General features: G+C 60.4%; 16 protein-coding genes. 12 read left to right on the top strand and 4 right to left on the bottom strand.

What is annotated here, in order from left to right; all coding sequences use genetic code 11:
* Positions 1-4 precede the first annotated feature (4 nt).
* Positions 5-631, top strand: a complete 627-nt coding sequence (locus DYL59_RS13440) for a LysE family translocator (protein ID WP_135289624.1) — start codon at positions 5-7, stop codon at positions 629-631.
* On the opposite strand, the gene DYL59_RS13435 is transcribed toward DYL59_RS13440, so the two are convergent.
* Complete coding sequence (locus DYL59_RS13435; protein WP_135289623.1) at positions 570-5,921, bottom strand: dermonecrotic toxin domain-containing protein; 5,352 nt, start codon at positions 5,919-5,921, stop codon at positions 570-572. The two genes, DYL59_RS13440 and DYL59_RS13435, sit on opposite strands and share 62 nt — an antisense overlap.
* 157 nt (positions 5,922-6,078) lie before the next feature.
* Positions 6,079-6,432, bottom strand: a complete 354-nt coding sequence (uraH, locus tag DYL59_RS13430; RefSeq protein ID WP_135289622.1) for a hydroxyisourate hydrolase — start codon at positions 6,430-6,432, stop codon at positions 6,079-6,081.
* A 398-nt stretch (positions 6,433-6,830) separates the two neighbouring features.
* Here uraH and puuE point away from each other — a divergent pair, with 398 nt between their 5' ends.
* The 7 genes from puuE to DYL59_RS13395 all read left to right on the top strand — a co-directional run bounded on the left by puuE (position 6,831) and on the right by DYL59_RS13395 (position 13,836).
* The gene (gene puuE / locus DYL59_RS13425) at positions 6,831-7,757 is read left to right on the top strand and encodes an allantoinase PuuE (RefSeq protein WP_016976357.1); all 927 of its coding nucleotides are present in this window, start codon (positions 6,831-6,833) and stop codon (positions 7,755-7,757) included.
* Positions 7,754-8,269 (top strand): 2-oxo-4-hydroxy-4-carboxy-5-ureidoimidazoline decarboxylase, encoded by a 516-nt coding sequence (gene uraD, locus DYL59_RS13420; protein ID WP_135289621.1) that lies wholly within the window; start codon positions 7,754-7,756, stop codon positions 8,267-8,269. Before puuE ends, uraD begins: the two co-directional genes overlap by 4 nt.
* Positions 8,270-8,310: 41 nt before the next feature.
* Positions 8,311-9,306, top strand: coding sequence for an allantoicase (gene alc / locus DYL59_RS13415; protein WP_135289620.1), 996 nt, complete (start codon positions 8,311-8,313; stop codon positions 9,304-9,306).
* A 148-nt stretch (positions 9,307-9,454) separates the two neighbouring features.
* On the top strand, positions 9,455-9,958 hold the full coding sequence (locus tag DYL59_RS13410; protein WP_135289619.1) for an ureidoglycolate lyase: 504 nt from the start codon (positions 9,455-9,457) through the stop codon (positions 9,956-9,958).
* 51 nt (positions 9,959-10,009) lie between these two features.
* Positions 10,010-11,293 (top strand): urate hydroxylase PuuD, encoded by a 1,284-nt coding sequence (locus DYL59_RS13405; protein ID WP_135289618.1) that lies wholly within the window; start codon positions 10,010-10,012, stop codon positions 11,291-11,293.
* A gap of 178 nt (positions 11,294-11,471) precedes the next feature.
* Positions 11,472-12,821, top strand: a complete 1,350-nt coding sequence (locus tag DYL59_RS13400) for a nucleobase:cation symporter-2 family protein (RefSeq protein ID WP_135289617.1) — start codon at positions 11,472-11,474, stop codon at positions 12,819-12,821.
* A gap of 229 nt (positions 12,822-13,050) precedes the next feature.
* Entirely contained in the window at positions 13,051-13,836 is a 786-nt protein-coding gene (locus DYL59_RS13395) for an outer membrane protein OmpK (RefSeq protein WP_135289616.1), read from the top strand.
* Between the two features lie 122 nt (positions 13,837-13,958).
* Here the strand turns inward: DYL59_RS13395 and DYL59_RS13390 are convergent, their stop codons facing one another.
* A complete protein-coding gene (locus tag DYL59_RS13390) occupies positions 13,959-15,083 on the bottom strand; it encodes a patatin-like phospholipase family protein (protein WP_135289615.1) in 1,125 nt (374 codons plus the stop codon).
* A gap of 30 nt (positions 15,084-15,113) precedes the next feature.
* The gene (locus tag DYL59_RS13385; RefSeq protein ID WP_135289614.1) at positions 15,114-16,049 is read right to left on the bottom strand and encodes a lipid A biosynthesis lauroyl acyltransferase; all 936 of its coding nucleotides are present in this window, start codon (positions 16,047-16,049) and stop codon (positions 15,114-15,116) included.
* A gap of 119 nt (positions 16,050-16,168) precedes the next feature.
* On the opposite strand from DYL59_RS13385, the gene minC reads away from it, so the two are divergent.
* The 4 genes from minC (at position 16,169) to DYL59_RS13365 (ending at position 19,010) form a co-directional block, all read left to right on the top strand.
* The gene (gene minC / locus DYL59_RS13380; RefSeq protein WP_135289613.1) at positions 16,169-16,906 is read left to right on the top strand and encodes a septum site-determining protein MinC; all 738 of its coding nucleotides are present in this window, start codon (positions 16,169-16,171) and stop codon (positions 16,904-16,906) included.
* Between the two features lie 201 nt (positions 16,907-17,107).
* The gene (gene minD / locus DYL59_RS13375) at positions 17,108-17,920 is read left to right on the top strand and encodes a septum site-determining protein MinD (protein ID WP_034099397.1); all 813 of its coding nucleotides are present in this window, start codon (positions 17,108-17,110) and stop codon (positions 17,918-17,920) included.
* Between the two features lie 3 nt (positions 17,921-17,923).
* Entirely contained in the window at positions 17,924-18,178 is a 255-nt protein-coding gene (gene minE, locus DYL59_RS13370; RefSeq protein ID WP_010208824.1) for a cell division topological specificity factor MinE, read from the top strand.
* Between the two features lie 196 nt (positions 18,179-18,374).
* A complete protein-coding gene (locus DYL59_RS13365) occupies positions 18,375-19,010 on the top strand; it encodes an RluA family pseudouridine synthase (protein WP_005789965.1) in 636 nt (211 codons plus the stop codon).
* Positions 19,011-19,188 lie beyond the last annotated feature (178 nt).

Genomic DNA, 19,188 nt, shown 5'->3' with positions numbered 1-19,188 from the left:
ACAGATGAACCTGGAAACCTGGCTACTGTTCAGCGGCGCGGCATTGGTGGTGATCCTGATCCCAGGGCCACTGTCTCTGTTGATGATCAGCAACAGTCTGAACTACGGCCTGCGCCGTTCGTATCCAGCGTTTCTCGGTGGGGTGTTCGCCTCGATCTGCCTGCTCAGTGCCTCGGCACTGGGCCTGGGCGCGCTGCTGCTGGCGTCGGAGCAACTGTTCAGTGCCTTGAAGATCGTCGGCGCGGCGTACCTGTTCTACCTCGCCTGGCAGAGCTGGCAGCAATCGCGCCAACCGGCACGTAGCGCCGAGGTGCCGTACAGCGCGCCGGTTCCACGGTTTCGCACGCTGTTTGGCCGCGCGTTTGTGTTGGGGGCCAGCAACCCCAAGGACATCCTGTTTTTCGCCGCGTTCCTGCCGCAATTCCTCAGCGGCCAACAGCCGTTCCTACCCCAGTTGCTGATCATGATTGTCACCTGGACCCTGCTGGATCTGCTGTGCAAGTTGTTCTACGGCCTCAGCGCCCATAGTGCGGCGCGATACTTGCGCAGCAGTCGCGGCCAGGGCTGGTTCAACCGGGTGAGTGCGGCCTTTTTTGGCGCGGCGGGGGCGGCATCGATTTTCCGGGCTTGAGGCTGCCAAACCGCACAAAAAAGACCGTGGGTGGCGCAGTGGGTGTCCATTGGATACCCGCAACGATCTTCACCAAACGCTGTTCGTCCATGGCGCGCTTGATCGGTATATACGCGCTGTCGTAGCCGCGCTTGGCAAGCTTGAGTTCAAACCACTCATCGGTCATTTGCATCAAGTTGACTGAATGCAACTTGATGCTGGCTGAGTTCGCCCAACGCGTGAGCACGTAGTAGTGGTTGTCGGACTGCGGATGAGTGCAACTGAAATCCAGCCACGCCGCTGCCCCAGGCGTCTTGTAAAGATCGTGGACCACAAACCCCTGTTGCTCCAATACCCTTCGAACCTCCTTTTGCATGGCAAGCGAACGCTCGTTCAGGTTGGTTCGGCCGACAAGTCGCAGGGACATGTGCGGCATCTCATGCACGGTGAAATCCACACGCTCGAAAGCTGGGGTGGTGCGCTCACTGCCGATAAAAATACTGCTGCGCGTTGTACTGTGATGGGGCCGTAACAGCCTCAGCAAATCATCGGTACGCCCCACTGCGTTCGGCAACAGCCAGCGGTCGAGCGTAACCCTGAGCCTGAGCAGATGGGTGGCAGTGAGGGAATGGCTGGGGTCGGACAACTCCAGCAACCGCGCAATCAGAAACGTGCGACTGTTGGCTGTCATCGAAGGAAACGCCCGCACCAATGAGACGCGCAACGACTCTCTGAACAAGGGCCGGCGAAATACCCACTGCCCGTTGGCACCGAACGTGGCCGGGATGGGTTGGTCGAACAACCCCACTTCCAACCAGTAAGCAATATCCAGCGAGGCGGCATGCTCCAGCGGCTGGTTGCGAGTAACAAACATCAGTTTACGCGGCGAAACATCCGCACCCGAGGGCAGCACCCGGTAGTGCAAGCCTTCATGGTGTACCACGCTGTAGCGTCGTGCCGACGTGTCGGCAACCTCAAAAATCCTTTGCTCAGGCAACAGCTCAGTCAATGTCAGCGGCGCTGTAATCGCCCAGGATCGAAAACGCATGGGATCGATCGAAGCCTGGCCCATGGCCTGCTCCAGTGCCTCCCAGGAGGGCGGCACCCAATGCGTGGCACCCTGGCTGCGAAAAGGCTGAAGGCGTCCGGAACTGGGGCCGGGTTGTGGCGAGGGCGGTGCAGAGTCGGCTCCCAGCAACCAGTCGCGCTCCTGCCTGATATGCAGGACAAGTTCACCTTGCGTATCACCCACCGGGCTTTTGAGGCGCAAAAACGGCTCGCCAGAGCGCTGGTACACCTTATAGGCAGACTCTCCATCGACAAAAAACTGCTCGCCGTTCTTGGCATAGACGCCCTTCTCGTCCCGGCCTTTCAGGGCTATCGCACCGTCGCGGGAAAAGGGCTGCTTGAATCGCTCCAGCATCTTTCCCGGACGGGTCGCAACCGGCGGCCTGGGCACGGTTTTCCCGGCCAACGCCAATCGTCGCTGCAACTGGCGAAGGCTTCCCCGAACAACCGCTGCCCCCACTAACGTCCCGCCTTTTATCAACGACTTGGGAGACGGCAGGAATGAGCTCAAAATCTCGAAAAAGGCCATCACCGTCATGAACGCCACATCGACGGCCTCTTCACCTCTACCGCTTTGGTGGTAGCGCCTGGCCGCCAGCAATACCTCATAAATACCGACCCCCAAGCCCAGCACGGGAACGAATGACAAAAGCCCGCGCACAGTAGCGTCCCACTGCATGCCCAGGCGTTGCTCACGATACTGTGCCAGCGTGTCGGCACTGTTGGCATAGGCGTGCACCTGGCGCTGCGCCTCAAGCACACGGCCATGACTGAGCAGTGCCACGGCGTCGCAATGGGTTGTACTGACAAAATCCAGCCAATCCATCGGCGCAGCCGCTATCTGCTCCTGGATCTGCGCCTCGACGGCTCGCGGCTCGGCAACCGGCACGTTGTGCTTGATCTTGAAGGTTGCGATGAAACGCGCAATCGCCTCGCCGACCGAGTACACAAAAAGCCCGGGCATAGCCCAAGGCAAGTTGACGATGGGGGTCAAGCGCGACGCAGCACGTTTCGAGGCAGGAACGCAGCCTGGGTAACTGGACATCGCCTCTACTTCCCATCCCGGTGCGACCAGCTGCGACAACGCCTTGACGTTCTCAGGTGCTGCTCCCTCACGGTTCAATGCATCCTTGGCCACCTGCCAACTGCCATACTCGCTGAGTACCGGGAAACCCGATGCGGTGGGCCAGTACACCAGGCAGCGCTGCGAGACCTGATCGACCATCACCAGCACACCGGTAATGTGGCGATCATGTTTGAGGGTGTAGCCGCGCAGGCGGATAAAATGCAGGACCGCACGCACGCCGTTTTGTACCAGGCCCGCCGGATCATGCGCAGCCATCACCGTATTGAACAGGCGCTGCGCCGGGTCGGACAGCCCTTGCAGCGCCGCCGAAAAGACCTGCAACTGGGTAAGGTGCAGGGTTGCCCGCTGGACGAGCGCTTGCGAGAGCCCGGTGGGCGCGCTGGGCAGCGGATAAAATGCGCGCTGGACGAGGCGCAGGTAGGTGCCGGCAATGTCCAGGGAAGACACCATCTTGAGCAAATACTGCGCAGACAAACGCCGCTCCCATGCAGGCTCCAAATAACGCGCACGGTTCAGGCGCCACACCGTCCAGGGCGCCAAGGGGTCGAGGTTATGCAAGGCCAATTGCAGCAGGCTGAAGGTGGTGCGTTCGCGGCTGACGACCTTTCTGACTTGCCGATCCCCCGGAGGGGAATGGGCGGCCCACCCGTCATAGTAAGAGGTGACGTCGTCAGGCAGGCTCAATAGGGGTTTATCGATATCCAGTTCGTCGCTCGCCGCCTGCTCGCCCTGAGCGACCTTGAAACCATCCTGAATCAAATGCTTCACCAAACGCTCGCGGGCAAAGGCATAAAAGTCGGGCACCAGTTGCCCCACACGACTCTCCAGCGCCAAGGCACTGGAGAGGTAGCGGCGCTCCAAACGCTGATAACGCTTGCGCTGGAGTAACGTCGCCGCCACCAGCCAGGCCGGTTGCTTTTTGGCCTGGCCCGCCATCAAGCGCGTGAAATCAACATTCACCATCGCCAGCGCACGCTGCTCGTTGACTGGCACCTGCAAGTGTTCAGACAGTTCCTGGATCAATTGCAGATGGCACACCACTGGGTCGCTGATGGCGCTGAACAAACGCACGTCATCGTCAATCAGCTTGTCCAGCCTTGCGTAGTGTTCGATCAACGCTTTGAAATCTTCCTGCATCACATCCTGCGCCATGACGGTGTACTCCACCTCAAGCACCTCATCAGGTGCCAGCCCCGCCACCGCCATGCGCGCGGCCTCACGCACATCGCGCCCGATGCACTGCCACAGGCCCGAACCATCACGACTGGCCAGGCTGGCGCGCAGCCCATGAGACAGGGCGTCAAGGCTGTCAAACACTGCCAGCCCGCCTTGGGCACCGCTGGCCACCAACACCACCGGCTGGCCCAGAGCCGGCGCGACCATTGCGCGGGCGGTGGTCACCACAAACAGGCCCAAGAGGGTGTACAGGGTGTGCTGCCGCCCCTCGCTCGCCAGCGCCAGCACACGGCTGTCATTGCCGACCACAGACACCCGCAACACTCGTGTGTCGCTGTTGCCACGCTCAGAGGCCAGGGGTTTATCGAGCACCTCAAGCAGCCTCTCCAAATGCGACTGCTTGATCAGTTTCAGGGTGCGCTCCAACTGTGCTTCGCTGCGCAATGCCTGGCGCTGGGCCCAGATAAGCAGCGATGCGCGCTTGCGTTGACCATCCGGTCGTTCGAGCCAGAAGGCTTTGTGCAACAGGTGCCCACCCTCAGCGTGCGCCCACTGGGTGACCGCCCGGGCATGGGTCTGATGCTTTTTTTCCAGCGCCAGAAAGGCCTGGTAGGCCTGGGTCTGTAAGGTCGAATCTTGAGCATCCAGCAAGGTCAGCAAGCGTTTTTCGTAACGCGCCACCCCCTCCTCACGGGTTCTAAGCGCCAGGTCGGACGACAGGCCGGCGAAGTTTATTTGTGTTCGGCGGCGTCGTGCGTCCCAGGCCAACACTTCCTCAAGCTCATCGTCAAAGAGCGTTCGGCCGGCCAGGTGCTTACGATTTTTTTCGATAAACCGCAGCAAGCGTGCGGCGTGGCGATTCGGTGATGCCTGCCCAGGGGCAACCGGTGCCATGTAATCGATCGACAGCACGCACCCCCACTCGTTGGCACGTTGTTGGTCCAGCAAAGCGTTTGCACTGTGTGCCAAGGCATCGGCGCTCAGTGCCCGGCCAGGTTGCAGCAACTCTGCACCTGCCTTTGCCCCCCGCTTGAGCGGCAGGTACTGCCAGGCAATGCCCAGCAAGCTCTCATTGATCAGCGCAGGCAGCTCGGCCAGCAGTTGGCGCCAGGAGCTGAACTCATGGAATTGGCGCCGCAAGCTGGGCAAGTACACCACCTGGGGCGAGTCTGCCCAAAGGTCGCGGTACAGATGCAAGGCGCCAGGAATCGCCAGTCCCCCACTCGTTGCATGGGACCACAGCACCTCGCCGACCCGCAGCGTCGCCCACGCGCCACCGGCACGTTGGCGGGCCTGGGCGGTCGGTGCATCGATCAGTTGCCTGACCATGGCATAACCCGCCTGCGACAGTTGATACAGCTGGTGTGCCAAAAACGCGTGGTCGGCAAATACGCTGCTGCGCAATGCCACCCACCGCCCACGGCGTGACAGCCAGGACCCATTGGCCAATGCCTGCCAGTAGTCCTGCTCCCCGCGGTCAAGCAGCGCCGCCAAGCCAAGTCCGCTGACACGCTCCAGCGCTTCGCGGGCGTTGTAGGGCAACGTGCAGGTGGGGTTGCCCCGGACACTCAAGCCGGTGAAGTGATGCAGATTGATCGGTACGAAAGGGTGGGCAAACAAACCCAGGGCACGATCGATCAAGCTGTTCATATGTCGGGCCGGCTGGGGCGCCAGCGGTTCGGTAAACAACAGGAGGTCCGGGTCCATGGCAAAAGCGTCGCGCAAGGCATGACGGATCACCGGCAGTATTCGAGGCGCTCGTCTCAATAGATGGCGAAGGACTTTCGACGCTTCGACACACCGCACATGCGCGGCATGCATCAGGTTGAGGGTAAGGCTGGGCTGGCTCACGCTGTTGATGCGGCGTGCCAGCAATAGACGAATCGCCTTCTGGCGCTCTTCGAAAGTGGTGCCGGGGTCGTCGAAAACGAGCTGCCCAGCCCAGGCCGGCGAGTCGCTGTCGAGGATATCAGTGCTCATGGCAATGTCTTCTCTGCAAGAAAAGCCGAGCCTAGGGTTTGCCCTTGTGCACCGTGCGCTACATAGTTGCCCAGGCAAATCCCGGACAAAAAAAAGCCCGCAGTGTGGGCGGGCGAAAAACCAACGAAGAGCTTTGGGGGTGTGAAGCGAGGTGACGCTAGCTACCGCGATAAGTGGAGTAGCTGTAGGGCGAAATCAGGAGAGGCACATGGTAGTGATCCTGTTCGGCACTGATGCCGAAGCGCAGGACGACCACGTCAAGAAAGGCAGGGTCCGGCAATTGCACACCACGGGCGCGGTAGTAGTCGCCAGCGCTGAATTGCAGTTGGTACACACCGCTGCGGTAATCCTCGCCTTGCAGCAGCGGCGCATCGCAGCGGCCATCGCTGTTGGTCAGGGTGGTGGCAACCAGCTCCAGTTGCGCGCCTTCGACGCGATACAGCTCAACCTTGATCGCGCTGCCAGGGCAGCCGTGTGCGGCGTCCAAAACGTGTGTAGTCAAACGTCCCATGGCGTCTATGCGCCTCCCGAAGTCAGTAGAAGAGAGAACCGCACTTTTTCAGGGCAGTGAAGAAGCGGGCGATGGCTGATTAAGACACTTTTTAAAAAAATTGTACACAATAAATTCAACAGCCCCGCATTCCCTTGTAGGAGCGAGCTTGCTCGCGAAAATCGTGACCGGTAACACAAGACTCCAGGACGAAATGGGGCGCCCTCGGGTTTTTCGCGAGCAAGCTCGCTCCTACAGGGGAATTATTCCTGCCTATAGCTGACCGACTGGGCAGGTTTCTTGCAAGGGTTTATTCCAGACGCCTGGATAAAAAATGCAGAAATGCAGGCTTACAAAGTTTGCGATAAGTTGTATACAATCACTCATCGCTAACACGACGAACAAGAAGGAAGACTGCAGTGAGCGCTGACTACCCACGCGACCTGATCGGTTACGGCAGTAACCCTCCTCACCCCCACTGGCCGGGCAAGGCGCGCATTGCGCTGTCTTTTGTACTCAACTACGAAGAAGGCGGCGAGCGCAATATCTTGCACGGTGACAAAGAGTCCGAAGCCTTCCTCTCGGAAATGGTCTCGGCCCAGCCGCTGCAAGGCGCACGCAACATGAGCATGGAGTCGCTGTACGAATACGGCAGCCGTGCCGGCGTGTGGCGCATTCTCAAGTTGTTCAAGGAATTCGACATTCCGCTGACCATCTTCGCCGTGGCCATGGCCGCCCAGCGCCACCCGGATGTGATCCGTGCCATGGTCGAGGCCGGCCATGAGATCTGCAGCCACGGCTACCGCTGGATCGACTACCAATACATGGACGAGGCCCAGGAGCGCGAGCATATGCTCGAAGCCATCCGCATCCTCACCGAACTCACCGGCGAACGCCCACTGGGCTGGTACACCGGGCGCACCGGCCCCAACACGCGGCGGCTGGTGATGGAGGAAGGCGGCTTTCTCTATGACTGCGACACCTACGACGACGACCTGCCCTACTGGGAGCCCAACAACCCCACCGGCAAGCCGCACCTGGTGATCCCCTACACCCTGGACACCAACGACATGCGCTTTACCCAGGTGCAGGGTTTCAACAAGGGCGATGACTTTTTCGAATACCTCAAAGACGCGTTCGACGTGCTCTACGCGGAAGGTGCCGAGGCCCCGAAAATGCTCTCCATCGGCCTGCACTGCCGCCTGATCGGCCGCCCTGCGCGTCTGGCCTCGTTGAAGCGCTTTATCGAATACGTCAAAGGCCATGAGCAGGTGTGGTTCACCCGCCGCGTCGACATTGCCCGTCACTGGCACGACACCCACCCGTTCAAGGGAGCAGCCAAATGACCGCCTTCCAGACCCTCAAACCCTCGACCCTGAGCCGCGATGAGTTCGTCGCGGCCTTCGCCGATATCTACGAACATTCGCCATGGGTGGCCGAAAAGGCCTTCGACCTGGGCCAGGACCCTTCGATCGACCAGATCGAAACCCTGCACCAGCGCATGAGCGACATCCTGTTGAGCGCCGATCACACCAGCCAGCTGGCCCTGATCAACGCTCACCCGGACCTGGCGGGCAAAGCTGCCGTCCAGGGCCAACTGACCCAAGCCAGCACCGATGAGCAAGCTGGCGCGGGGATTCACCAATGCACGGCCGAAGAGTTCTCACGCTTCACCGAGCTGAACGATGCCTACAAGGCCAAGTTCAAGTTTCCCTTCATCATGGCGGTAAAAGGCAGCAACCGGCATCAGATCCTGGCCGCGTTCGAAACGCGCATTCACAACTCGGTGGAAGCCGAGTTCAAATGCGCACTGGCCGAGATCAACAAGATCGCGTTGTTCCGTTTACTGACCCTCTAAACGACCATCCCCAGCCACTCTATTCAAGGCAGACAAGAAGAATGAAAGCGCAACTCCTACCGTTCGAGAAGTTCGTCAACCTGGCCGACGCCCGCCTGGGCACCAAGATCCTGTCGGTGACCGACGACTGGTTCGCCGACGCCAACCGCCTGTTCCAGCCGACCCCGGCCGTGTGGAAGGAGGGCGTTTTCGATGACAACGGCAAGTGGATGGACGGCTGGGAGTCACGCCGCAAGCGCTTTGAAGGCTACGACAGCGCGGTGATCCGCCTGGGCGTGCCGGGCTCAATCAAAGGCGTGGACATCGACACTTCATTCTTCACCGGCAACTTCCCGCCGTCGGCCTCCCTCGAAGCCTGCTTCCTGGCCTCGGGTGACCCGGATGACAACACCCAGTGGGAAGAAGTGCTGTCGGCCGTCGAGCTGCAGGGCAACAGCCACCATTACCACGAGATCAGCAACGACAAGGCGTTCAGCCACCTGCGCTTCAACATCTACCCGGATGGCGGCGTGGCGCGTCTGCGTGTGTACGGCATTCCGTTCCGCGACTGGTCGTCGATTGGCGACAACGAACAAGTCGACCTGGCTTCGGCCCTCAATGGCGGCCGTGCACTGGCGTGTTCCGATGAACACTTCGGGCGCATGAGCAACATCCTCAACCCAGGCCGTGGCATCAACATGGGCGACGGCTGGGAAACCGCACGTCGCCGTACACCGGGCAATGACTGGGTGATCGTGGCGCTGGGCCACCCAGGCGAGATCGAGAAGATCATCGTCGACACCCTGCACTTCAAGGGCAACTACCCGGACACGTGCTCGATCCAGGGCGCCTTCGTGAAGGGCGGCACCGACAGCCAGATCGAAACCCAATCGCTGTTCTGGCGCGAACTGCTGCCGGCACAGAAGCTGGAAATGCACGCCGAACACAGCTTCGCCGAGCAGATCAAGGCACTGGGGCCGATTACCCACATCCGTCTGAATGTGTTCCCGGATGGGGGCGTGAGTCGCCTGCGCGTCCTCGGTAAAGTCGCCAAGTAAGCGCTGAACCTGTAGGAGCGAGCGTGCTCGCGAAGATCGCCAACGATAACGCGCCCACCCTGGATAAACGCGGTGCCTTGGAGTTTTTCGCGAGCAAGCTCGCTCCTACAGTGAACCATCAACAATCAAACAGATTAAGAAGACAGCCATGCGCACACTAGTGATCGAACCCCTGACCAAAGAAGCCTTCGCCCCATTCGGAGACGTTATCGAAACCGATGGCAGCGATCACTTCATGATCAACAACGGGTCGACCATGCGCTTTCACAAATTGGGCACGGTCGAAACCGCTAAACCGGAAGACCACGCCATCATCAGCATTTTCCGCGCCGACGCGCAGGACATGCCGCTGACCGTGTGCATGCTGGAGAGACACCCGCTGGGCAGCCAGGCTTTCATCCCGCTGCTCGGCAACCCCTTTCTGATCGTGGTCGCGCCACTTGGCGATGAACCTGTATCGGGCTTGGTCCGCGCCTTCGTTACCAACGGCAGGCAGGGCATTAATTACCATCGCGGCGTCTGGCACCACCCGGTGCTGACGATCGAAAAGCGGGATGACTTCCTGGTGGTTGATCGCAGTGGCACAGGCAATAACTGCGATGAGCATTTTTTCAAAGAGGATGAGCGTTTGATCCTCGCCCCCCACCAATAAGAGAAGGTCTGATCACCCGACAACAAGGGTGACAGGCGAGAGGTAAAGACTGTGGAAGCACATTTGATGGAATGGCTGAACCTGAGCGTGCGCTGGGTTCACATGATCACGGGCGTCGCGTGGATCGGCGCTTCTTTCTACTTCGTCTGGCTGGAAAACAACCTCAATCGCGTCAACCCCAAGAGCGGCCTGGCCGGTGACTTGTGGGCGATCCACGGTGGCGGTATCTACCACCTGGAAAAATACAAACTGGCCCCACCAACCATGCCGGACAACCTGCACTGGTTCAAATGGGAAGCCTATTTCACCTGGATGTCGGGCATTGCGCTGCTGTGCGTGGTGTTCTACTGGAACCCGACGCTGTACCTGCTCGCCCCCGGCAGCACACTCAGCGGCCCCGAAGGCGTATTGCTGGGCATCGGCTCACTGTTCGCCGGCTGGTTCATCTACTCCTTCCTCTGCGACTCGGCCCTGGGCAAGCGCCCTGCCCTGCTCGGCTTCATCCTGTTCGTGCTGTTGATTGCCGCCGCGTACGGCTTTAGCAAGGTGTTCAGTGGCCGTGGCGCCTACCTGCATGTGGGTGCGGTGATCGGCACCATCATGGTGGGTAACGTGTTCCGCATCATCATGCCGGCGCAGCGCGCACTGGTGGCGGCAATTGCCGAGAACCGCACGCCAGACCCGGCGCTGCCGGCCAAGGGCTTGCTGCGCTCTCGTCACAACAACTACTTCACCTTGCCAGTGCTGTTCATCATGATCAGCAACCACTTCCCGAGCACCTACGGCAGCCAATACAACTGGCTGATCCTGGCCGGTATCGCGGTGGCGGCGGTGTTGGTGCGCCACTACTTCAACACCCGGCATAACAGCCAGAAGTACGCGTGGACCCTGCCGGTGGGCGCCTTGGCGATGATCAGCCTGGCCTACGTGACGGGCCCCAAACCTGTGGCAGAAGTGGCCAAGGCACCAGCGGCCATTGAGTACCAACCGTTGCCGGAAACCGCAGTGGGCGGAGGCCTGAAACCAGCCGCACCCGCAGCGCCTGCAGCCGAACCTGCACCCGCCCAGGCCAGCACCGACTTCGGCCAGGTACACAGTGTGATCGAGCAACGCTGCACCGTATGCCACTCGGCCAAGCCCACCAGCCCGCTGTTCAGCACCGCGCCGGCGGGCGTGATGTTCGATACTCCGGCGCAGATCCAGCAGCAGGCGGCGCGCATTCAGGCGCAAGCCGTGGCCAGCCAGATCATGCCGCTGGGCAACATCACCCAGATGACCCAGCAGGAGCGGGATTTGATTGGCAGTTGGATCAATCAAGGAGCCCGTACCAACTGACGGCCTGACGCAGAACCCCATGTGGGAGCGGGCTTGCTCGCGAAAGCAGTGTGTCATTCAACATTCGAGCTGACTGACCCACCGCATTCGCGAGCAAGCCCGCTCCCACAGGGGATTTGTGGTGATTTAGACATTGCGTTCCAAACCATACAAAAATAAAAAAGATCCGAGGTGTTGCATGACCGAGTTAGCCGAACCGCAGATTCCTGCCGCACCCGCCATGGTGCGGCTGCCCCTCTTGCAACTGATTCTGGTAGGCCTGCAACACGTCCTGTTGATGTACGGCGGCGCCGTCGCCGTGCCCCTGATCATTGGCCAGGCCGCAGGGCTCAGCCGTGAAGAAATTGCCTTTCTGATCAACGCCGACCTGCTGGTGGCTGGCATCGCCACCATGGTGCAGTCGTTTGGCATTGGCCCGGTGGGCATTCGCATGCCGGTGATGATGGGCGCCAGTTTCGCCGCCGTTGGCAGCATGGTGGCCATGGCCGGCATGCCCGGTATCGGCTTGCAGGGCATTTTCGGCGCGACCATCGCCGCCGGGTTCTTCGGCATGCTCATCGCGCCGTTCATGTCCAAGGTGGTGCGGTTTTTCCCGCCACTGGTGACGGGCACCGTCATCACCGCCATCGGTTTATCGCTGTTCCCCGTGGCCGTGAACTGGGCCGGTGGCGGCAGCGCAGCGGCCACCTTCGGCTCGCCGATCTACCTGGCAATTGCCGCCTTGGTACTGGGCACCATCCTGTTGATCAACCGTTTCATGCGCGGTTTCTGGGTGAACATCTCGGTGCTGATCGGCATGGGCCTGGGCTACGTATTGTGCGGCATGCTGGGTATGGTCGATCTGAGCGGCCTGGCCCAGGCGCCGTGGGTGCAGGTGGTGACGCCGCTGCACTTTGGCATGCCCAAATTCGAATTGGCGCCGATCCTGTCGATGTGCCTGGTGGTGGTGATCATTTTTGTCGAGTCCACTGGGATGTTCCTGGCGCTGGGCAAGATCACCGGCCAGGAGGTCACACCCAAGATGCTGCGCCGTGGCCTGTTGTGCGATGCCGGCGCATCATTCGTGGCCGGCTTCTTTAATACGTTCACCCACTCCTCGTTTGCGCAGAACATCGGCCTGGTGCAGATGACCGGCGTGCGCTGCCGTTCGGTCACGATCATGGCCGGGGTGTTTCTGATTGTGCTCAGCCTGCTACCAAAAGCCGCACTGCTGGTGGCGTCAATTCCGCCGGCGGTACTCGGTGGTGCGGCAATTGCCATGTTCGGCATGGTGGCAGCCACCGGCATCAAGATCCTCCAGGAAGCCGATATCGCCGACCGCCGCAACCAGTTGCTGGTGGCGGTGAGCATCGGCATGGGCCTGATTCCCGTGGTGCGCCCGGAGTTTTTCGCGCAATTGCCGCTGTGGATGAGCCCGATCACCCACAGTGGCATCGCCATGGCCACCCTCAGCGCGTTGTCGCTGAATATCCTGTTCAACATCCTTGGCGGTGCTGAACGACCCGCTGTTGAGCACGCCCACACCTGAGGCATGCCCCATTGTCGCCCTGTGCGCGCTGTAACGGCGCACTTGAGCCCAGACGTGGGAGCCAGTATTCTCCGCGCCCGCTTGAATCGACGGTCTTTTGACCGCCTTGGCGCGGCTTTTGCTGTAGCAATAAAGCTGACCAATCAGACGAGTTTTTCAGCGATTCCAAAGGCGCCACACCAGAGCGCCAGCTTAGAAAAAACATAAAACTTTAACTCGGGAGCACCGAATGAAACCTATGTTCAAAGGCCTGATGCTGGCGGGATCCCTGCTGGCCGGTGGCCAAGCCGTGGCCGGTGATTTGTTGCAGTGGCAAAACAACAGCCTGACCTATCTGTGGGGCAAGAGCTTTACCGTCAACCCGCAGATCCAGCAAACCGTCACGTTCGAACACGCCGATGCCTGGAAGTACGGCGACAACTTCGTGTTTGTCGACCGCATCTTCTACAACGGCAAGGAAGACGGCAATGCGGGGCCGAGCACCTACTACGGCGAGATCAGCCCGCGCCTGTCGTTCGGGAAGATCTTTGACAAGGACCTGTCCTTCGGCCCGATCAAGGACGTGTTGCTGGCCTTCACCTATGAGTTCGGCGAAGGCGACAACGAGTCGTACCTGTTGGGTCCGGGCTTCGACCTGAACATCCCCGGTTTCGACTACTTCCAGCTGAACTTCTACCAGCGCCAGACCGAAGGCAATCGCCCGGGTGACGGTGTGTGGCAGATCACGCCGGTCTGGTCGTACACGATTCCCGTCGGCAACTCCGATGTGCTGATCGACGGCTTCATGGACTGGGTGACAGACAACGACAAGAACGCCCGTGGCACTTACCACGCCAACCTGCACTTCAACCCACAGGTCAAATATGACCTGGGCAAGGCGCTGCACTGGGGCGACAAGCAGTTGTATGTGGGCTTTGAATACGACTACTGGAAGAACAAGTACGGCATCGAAGATACGGGCGCGTTCAAGACCAACCAGGACACGGCGAGCTTTTTGGTGAAGTACCACTTCTAAGCATTCGCTGGCCCCACTGTAGGAGCGAGCTTGCTCGCGAAGATCGTCAACGATAACGCGCGCACCCTGGATGAGCGCGGTGTCCTTGAGTTTTTCGCGAGCAAGCTCGCTCCTACAGGGGATCAGGCTAAACCGAGGAATCGGATGATTTCCTCGCGCTTTGCCAACGCATCCCGCCGCCCCAGCTCGATCAACTCGCTGCAGTACCCCGCCTCGAACAGCAAGTAACTCAACACCCCCGCCCCACTCGTCTTGGTCGCCCCCGGCCCACGCAAAAACAAGCGCAACGCTGCCGGCAATTCCTGGCGATGCCGCGCGGCAATTTCATCGATGGGCTGGCTGGGTGCAATCACCAGTACATCCACCGCCGTCAGGCCAGGCGCGACGTGACTGAATTGGTTCAAGCGCTCCAGCAGCTCGATGTCACTTTCCAGGCTGTCAATGAACGTGCTGTTGAGCATGTGCCCGCCGATCTGCGCCAGGCTCGGCTCCTGGCCCGTAAAGGTGCGTTGCACCGCCGGTTCGTTGCCCCGGGGGTTGCCGCTGACGCCCACCACCAGCACCCGGCTGGCCCCCAGGTGCAGCGCTGGGCTGATGGGGGCTGACTGGCGCACGGCGCCATCGCCGAAGTATTCCTGATCGAGTTTAACCGGCGCGAACAGCAAGGGGATGGCAGAACTGGCCAACAGGTGTTCGACGGACAACTGCGTGGGCACCCCGATACGCCGATGGCGCAACCAGGCGTCGATGGTGCCGCCGCCCTGATAGAAGGTCACCGCTTGCCCGGACTCATAACCGAATGCCGTCACCGCTACCGCATGCAAATGCTTATTGCGGATAGCTTCGTCGATACAGTCCAGGTGCAACTTGTCTTTGAGCAATGCCCTCAATGGCGTGCTGTTGAGCAGCGCCACGGGCACTTGTGTCCCCAAGCCCAGCAGGCTGTGAATAAAGAAACGACCGGCCTGGCGAATCACCCCAGGCCAGTCGCTGCGCAGCACCAGGTGGCTGCGAAAGCCCTGCCAGAACGCGGTAAGGCGTTGGATCGCGGCGGTGAAGTCCATGGCCCCGCTGGCCAGGCTCACCGCATTGATGGCGCCGGCCGAGGTGCCGACGATCACCGGGAACGGGTTGGGAGCCCCCGGCGGCAATAGCTCGGCAATCGCCGCCAAGACCCCCACCTGATACGCCGCTCGCGCCCCGCCGCCGGAAAGAATCAAGCCTGTAACCGGTTCAGCTGGGCGCATCGCGTCACTCCATGTGGGGAAAGGTCGGTCTTATCGACGGCGTTTTTCGTACAGCTTGGGCTCACCCGGTGGCCGGCTCTTGAAGCGCCGATGGGTCCACAGGTACTGCTCGGGGCACTGGCGCACCGAGGCTTCTACCCACTGGTTGATACGCAGGCAATCGGCCTCATCGCTTTCGCCAGGGAAGTCGGTCAACGGCGGATGGATCACCAGGCGGTAACCGCTGCCATCGGCCAGGCGCTCTTGGGTGAACGGCACCACCAGTGCCTTGCCCAGCTTGGCGAACTTGCTGGTGGCGGGCACGGTAGCGGCCTGAATGCCGAACAGCGGGACGAAAATGCTTTGCTTGGCGCCGTAGTCCTGGTCCGGTGCATACCAGATGGCACGGCCAGCACGCAGCAGCTTGAGCATGCCACGTACGTCTTCGCGCTCTACGGCCAGGGAGTCGAGGTTGTGGCGCTCGCGGCCACGGCGCTGGATATAGTCGAACAGCGGGTTGCCGTGCTCGCGGTACATGCCATCGATGGTGTGCTTCTGCCCCAGCAAGGCTGCGCCGATTTCCAGGGTGGTGAAGTGCAGGGCCATGAGGATCACGCCCTTGCCATCCAACTGGGCCTGCTTGAGGTGCTCCAGGCCTTCGACATGGGCCAGGCGCGCCAGGCGTTGGCGCGACCACCACCAGCTCATGGCCATCTCAAAGAAGGCAATGCCGGTGGAGGCAAAGTTTTCTTTAAGTAAATGTTTACGCTCTTGGGCGGATTTTTCCGGGAAGCACAGCTCCAGGTTTCGCGCAGCGATGCGGCGACGTTCGCCGGCCACACGGTACATTCCCGCACCCAATACGCGGCCGATGACCAGCAGCGCACGGTACGGCAACTGGGTAACCAGCCACAGCAGGCCGAGTCCCAGCCATAACAGCCAAAAACGCGGGTGAAAAAATACAGCTCGAAAACGCGGGCGATCCATTACAGATTCCGGTAAAGACAAGGGCCGCGCATTCTACAACGGTTCGACTCGGCTTGCGGCCAGTGGATGTTCTCGTTATAAGTCTCGACACTTTTCGTGACAAGCCGCTTTTGCCGACCATGAGCCAAACCGAACCGCTAGACCAAGATCCCGTGTTCCAGCTGAAAGGCAGCATGCTCGCCATCACCGTGCTGGAACTGGCCCGCAACGACCTGGAAGCCCTGGACCGCCAGCTCGCCGCCAAGGTCGCCCTGGCGCCGAACTTCTTCAACAATGCCCCGCTGGTGCTGGCCCTGGACAAACTGCCCGCCGGCCAGGGCCTTATCGACCTGCCTGGCCTGATGCGCGTGTGCCGCTCCCATGGCCTGCGCACCCTGGCGATTCGTGCCAGCCGCATCGAAGACATTGCCGCGGCCATCGCCATTGAACTGCCAGTACTGCCACCGTCGGGTGCGCGCGAGCGTCCTTTGGAACCATTGGTCGGGGAAGAGAAGAAAAAACCGGAAAAACCACCGGAACCGACGATCAAGCCCACAAAGATCATCACCTCTCCCGTACGGGGCGGGCAGCAGATTTACGCCCAGGGCGGTGACCTGGTGGTGGTGTCCTCGGTCAGTCCGGGGGCGGAACTTCTTGCCGATGGCAACATCCATGTATACGGCCCGATGCGCGGACGCGCTCTTGCCGGCATCAAGGGTGATACCAAGGCCCGTATTTTTTGCCAGCAATTGAGCGCTGAGCTAGTGTCCATCGCAGGCCAGTACAAGGTTTCAGAAGATTTGCGCCGTGATCCGCTGTGGGGGGCCGGGGTGCAGGTCAGCCTGTCGGGCGATGTGTTGAACATCATCCGTCTTTAACGGATACTGCCGCATTTTCCAAGCATCTCTAGACTCTGATAGCACAGCGAAACCGGCATTACTTGCGTAGGAATAATTGGAAGTTGGCGTTTCCCTCACGGAAACCACATCTTTTTCCTACGAAGGCTGTCCGCCTGCAGCGAGTTCCAAGAGATGTTTTTCAGGGACCGAAAAGTCCTTTTTCCTTAGGGGTGAAACACCTTGGCCAAGATTCTCGTGGTTACATCCGGCAAGGGTGGTGTGGGTAAGACCACCACCAGCGCCGCTATCGGTACCGGCCTCGCTCTGCGCGGCCACAAGACAGTCATCGTCGACTTCGACGTCGGTTTGCGTAACCTCGACCTGATCATGGGCTGCGAACGCCGTGTGGTGTACGACTTCGTCAACGTGGTAAACGGCGAAGCCAACCTGCAGCAGGCCCTGATCAAGGACAAGCGCCTTGAGAACCTGTACGTACTGGCCGCCAGCCAGACCCGCGACAAAGACGCATTGACCAAGGAAGGCGTAGGCAAAGTCCTGGCCGAACTGAAGGAAACCTTCGAATACGTGGTGTGCGACTCCCCGGCCGGCATCGAGACCGGTGCTCACCTGGCGATGTATTTTGCCGATGAAGCCATCGTGGTGACCAACCCGGAAGTGTCCTCGGTACGTGACTCGGACCGCATGCTGGGCCTGCTGGCCAGCAAATCCAAGCGCGCCGAAGAAGGCCAGGACCCGATCAAGGAGCACCTGCTGCTCACCCGCTACAACCCTGAGCGCGTCAGCAACGGCGAAATGCTGGGTGTTGAAGACGTGAAGGAAATCCTCGCAGTGACCCTGCTGGGTGTGATTCCAGAATCCCAGGCGGTCCTCAAGGCCTCCAACCAGGGTGTTCCGGTCATCCTCGACGACCAGAGCGACGCCGGCCAGGCGTACAGCGATGCCGTCGACCGCCTGCTGGGCAAGTCCGTGGAACATCGCTTCCTCGATGTCAAGAAGAAGGGATTCTTCGAGCGTATCTTTGGAGGCAACTAAACAATGAAATTTCTCGACTTCTTTCGCGCCAACAAAAAGCCTACGACCGCGTCGGTAGCGAAAGAGCGTCTACAGATCATCGTGGCGCACGAACGCGGCCAACGCAGCACGCCGGACTACTTGCCCGCCTTGCAAAAGGAACTGGTCGAAGTGATCCGCAAGTACGTCAATATCGGCAACGACGATGTACATGTCGCCCTGGAAAACGACGGCAGCTGCTCGATTCTGGAACTCAATATCACCCTGCCTGATCGTTAAGCGAACAGGCGGCCGCCACGGCGGCTCCGCTGTCCGGTTTTTCCTGTAGGAGCGAGCTTGCTCGCGAAGATCGTCAACGTTAACGCGCACATCCTGGATGAACGCGGTGGCCTAGAGTCTTTCGCGAGCAATCTCGCTCCTACAAGGAAGGCAGGTTTAGCGGAGCCGCCGTTGGCGTTTGTTACGAGGCTGTTTAATGCCGTTGTCCAACATCCACATCCTCCATCAGGACGACGCTGTCCTGGTGGTGAACAAGCCGACCCTGCTGCTCTCGGTGCCTGGCCGCGCCGACGACAACAAGGACTGCCTGATCACCCGCCTGCAGGAAAACGGCTACCCCGAAGCCCGCATCGTCCATCGCCTGGACTGGGAAACTTCAGGGATCATCCTGCTGGCCCGCGATGCCGATACGCACCGCGAACTGTCCCGCCAGTTTCACGACCGCGAGACCGAAAAGGCCTACACCGCCCTGGCCTGGGGCCAGCCGGAACTGGACAGCGGCAGCATCGACCTGCCCCTGCGCTACGACCCGCCGACCAAGCCGCGCCATGTGGTGGACCACGAGTTCGGCAAGCATGCGCTGACCTTCTGGAAGGTCTTGGAGCGTTGTGGCGATTGGTGCCGCGTTGAGCTGACGCCGATCACTGGGCGTTCGCACCAGTTGCGGGTGCATATGCTTTCCATCGGCCACCCGTTGTTGGGGGATGGCCTGTATGCCCACGAACAAGCCCTGGCTGCGTGGCCGCGCCTGTGTCTGCATGCGAGCATGCTCAGCTTCACCCACCCGCAAAGCGGCGAGCGTTTGCGCTTCGAGTGCCCAGCCCCATTTTGAGGTTGGCAATACAATCCGAATGTGGGAGCGGGCTTGCCCGCTCCCACATTTAGTTCTGCGTCAGTTCTAGACACCGAGTGAAACCAATACGGTAAACTCCGCGCATTGCTGTCTGGAGCTATTTATGCGCGAAGCGTTGAATCATGGCCTGATCGACTTTCTCAAGGCCTCCCCTACT

It is taken from the genome of Pseudomonas kairouanensis, assembly GCF_004682055.1.
GTDB lineage: Bacteria > Pseudomonadota > Gammaproteobacteria > Pseudomonadales > Pseudomonadaceae > Aquipseudomonas > Aquipseudomonas kairouanensis.
Note: the sequence above shows the minus strand (reverse complement) of the source record. Positions and strands in the feature narration are given on the sequence as shown.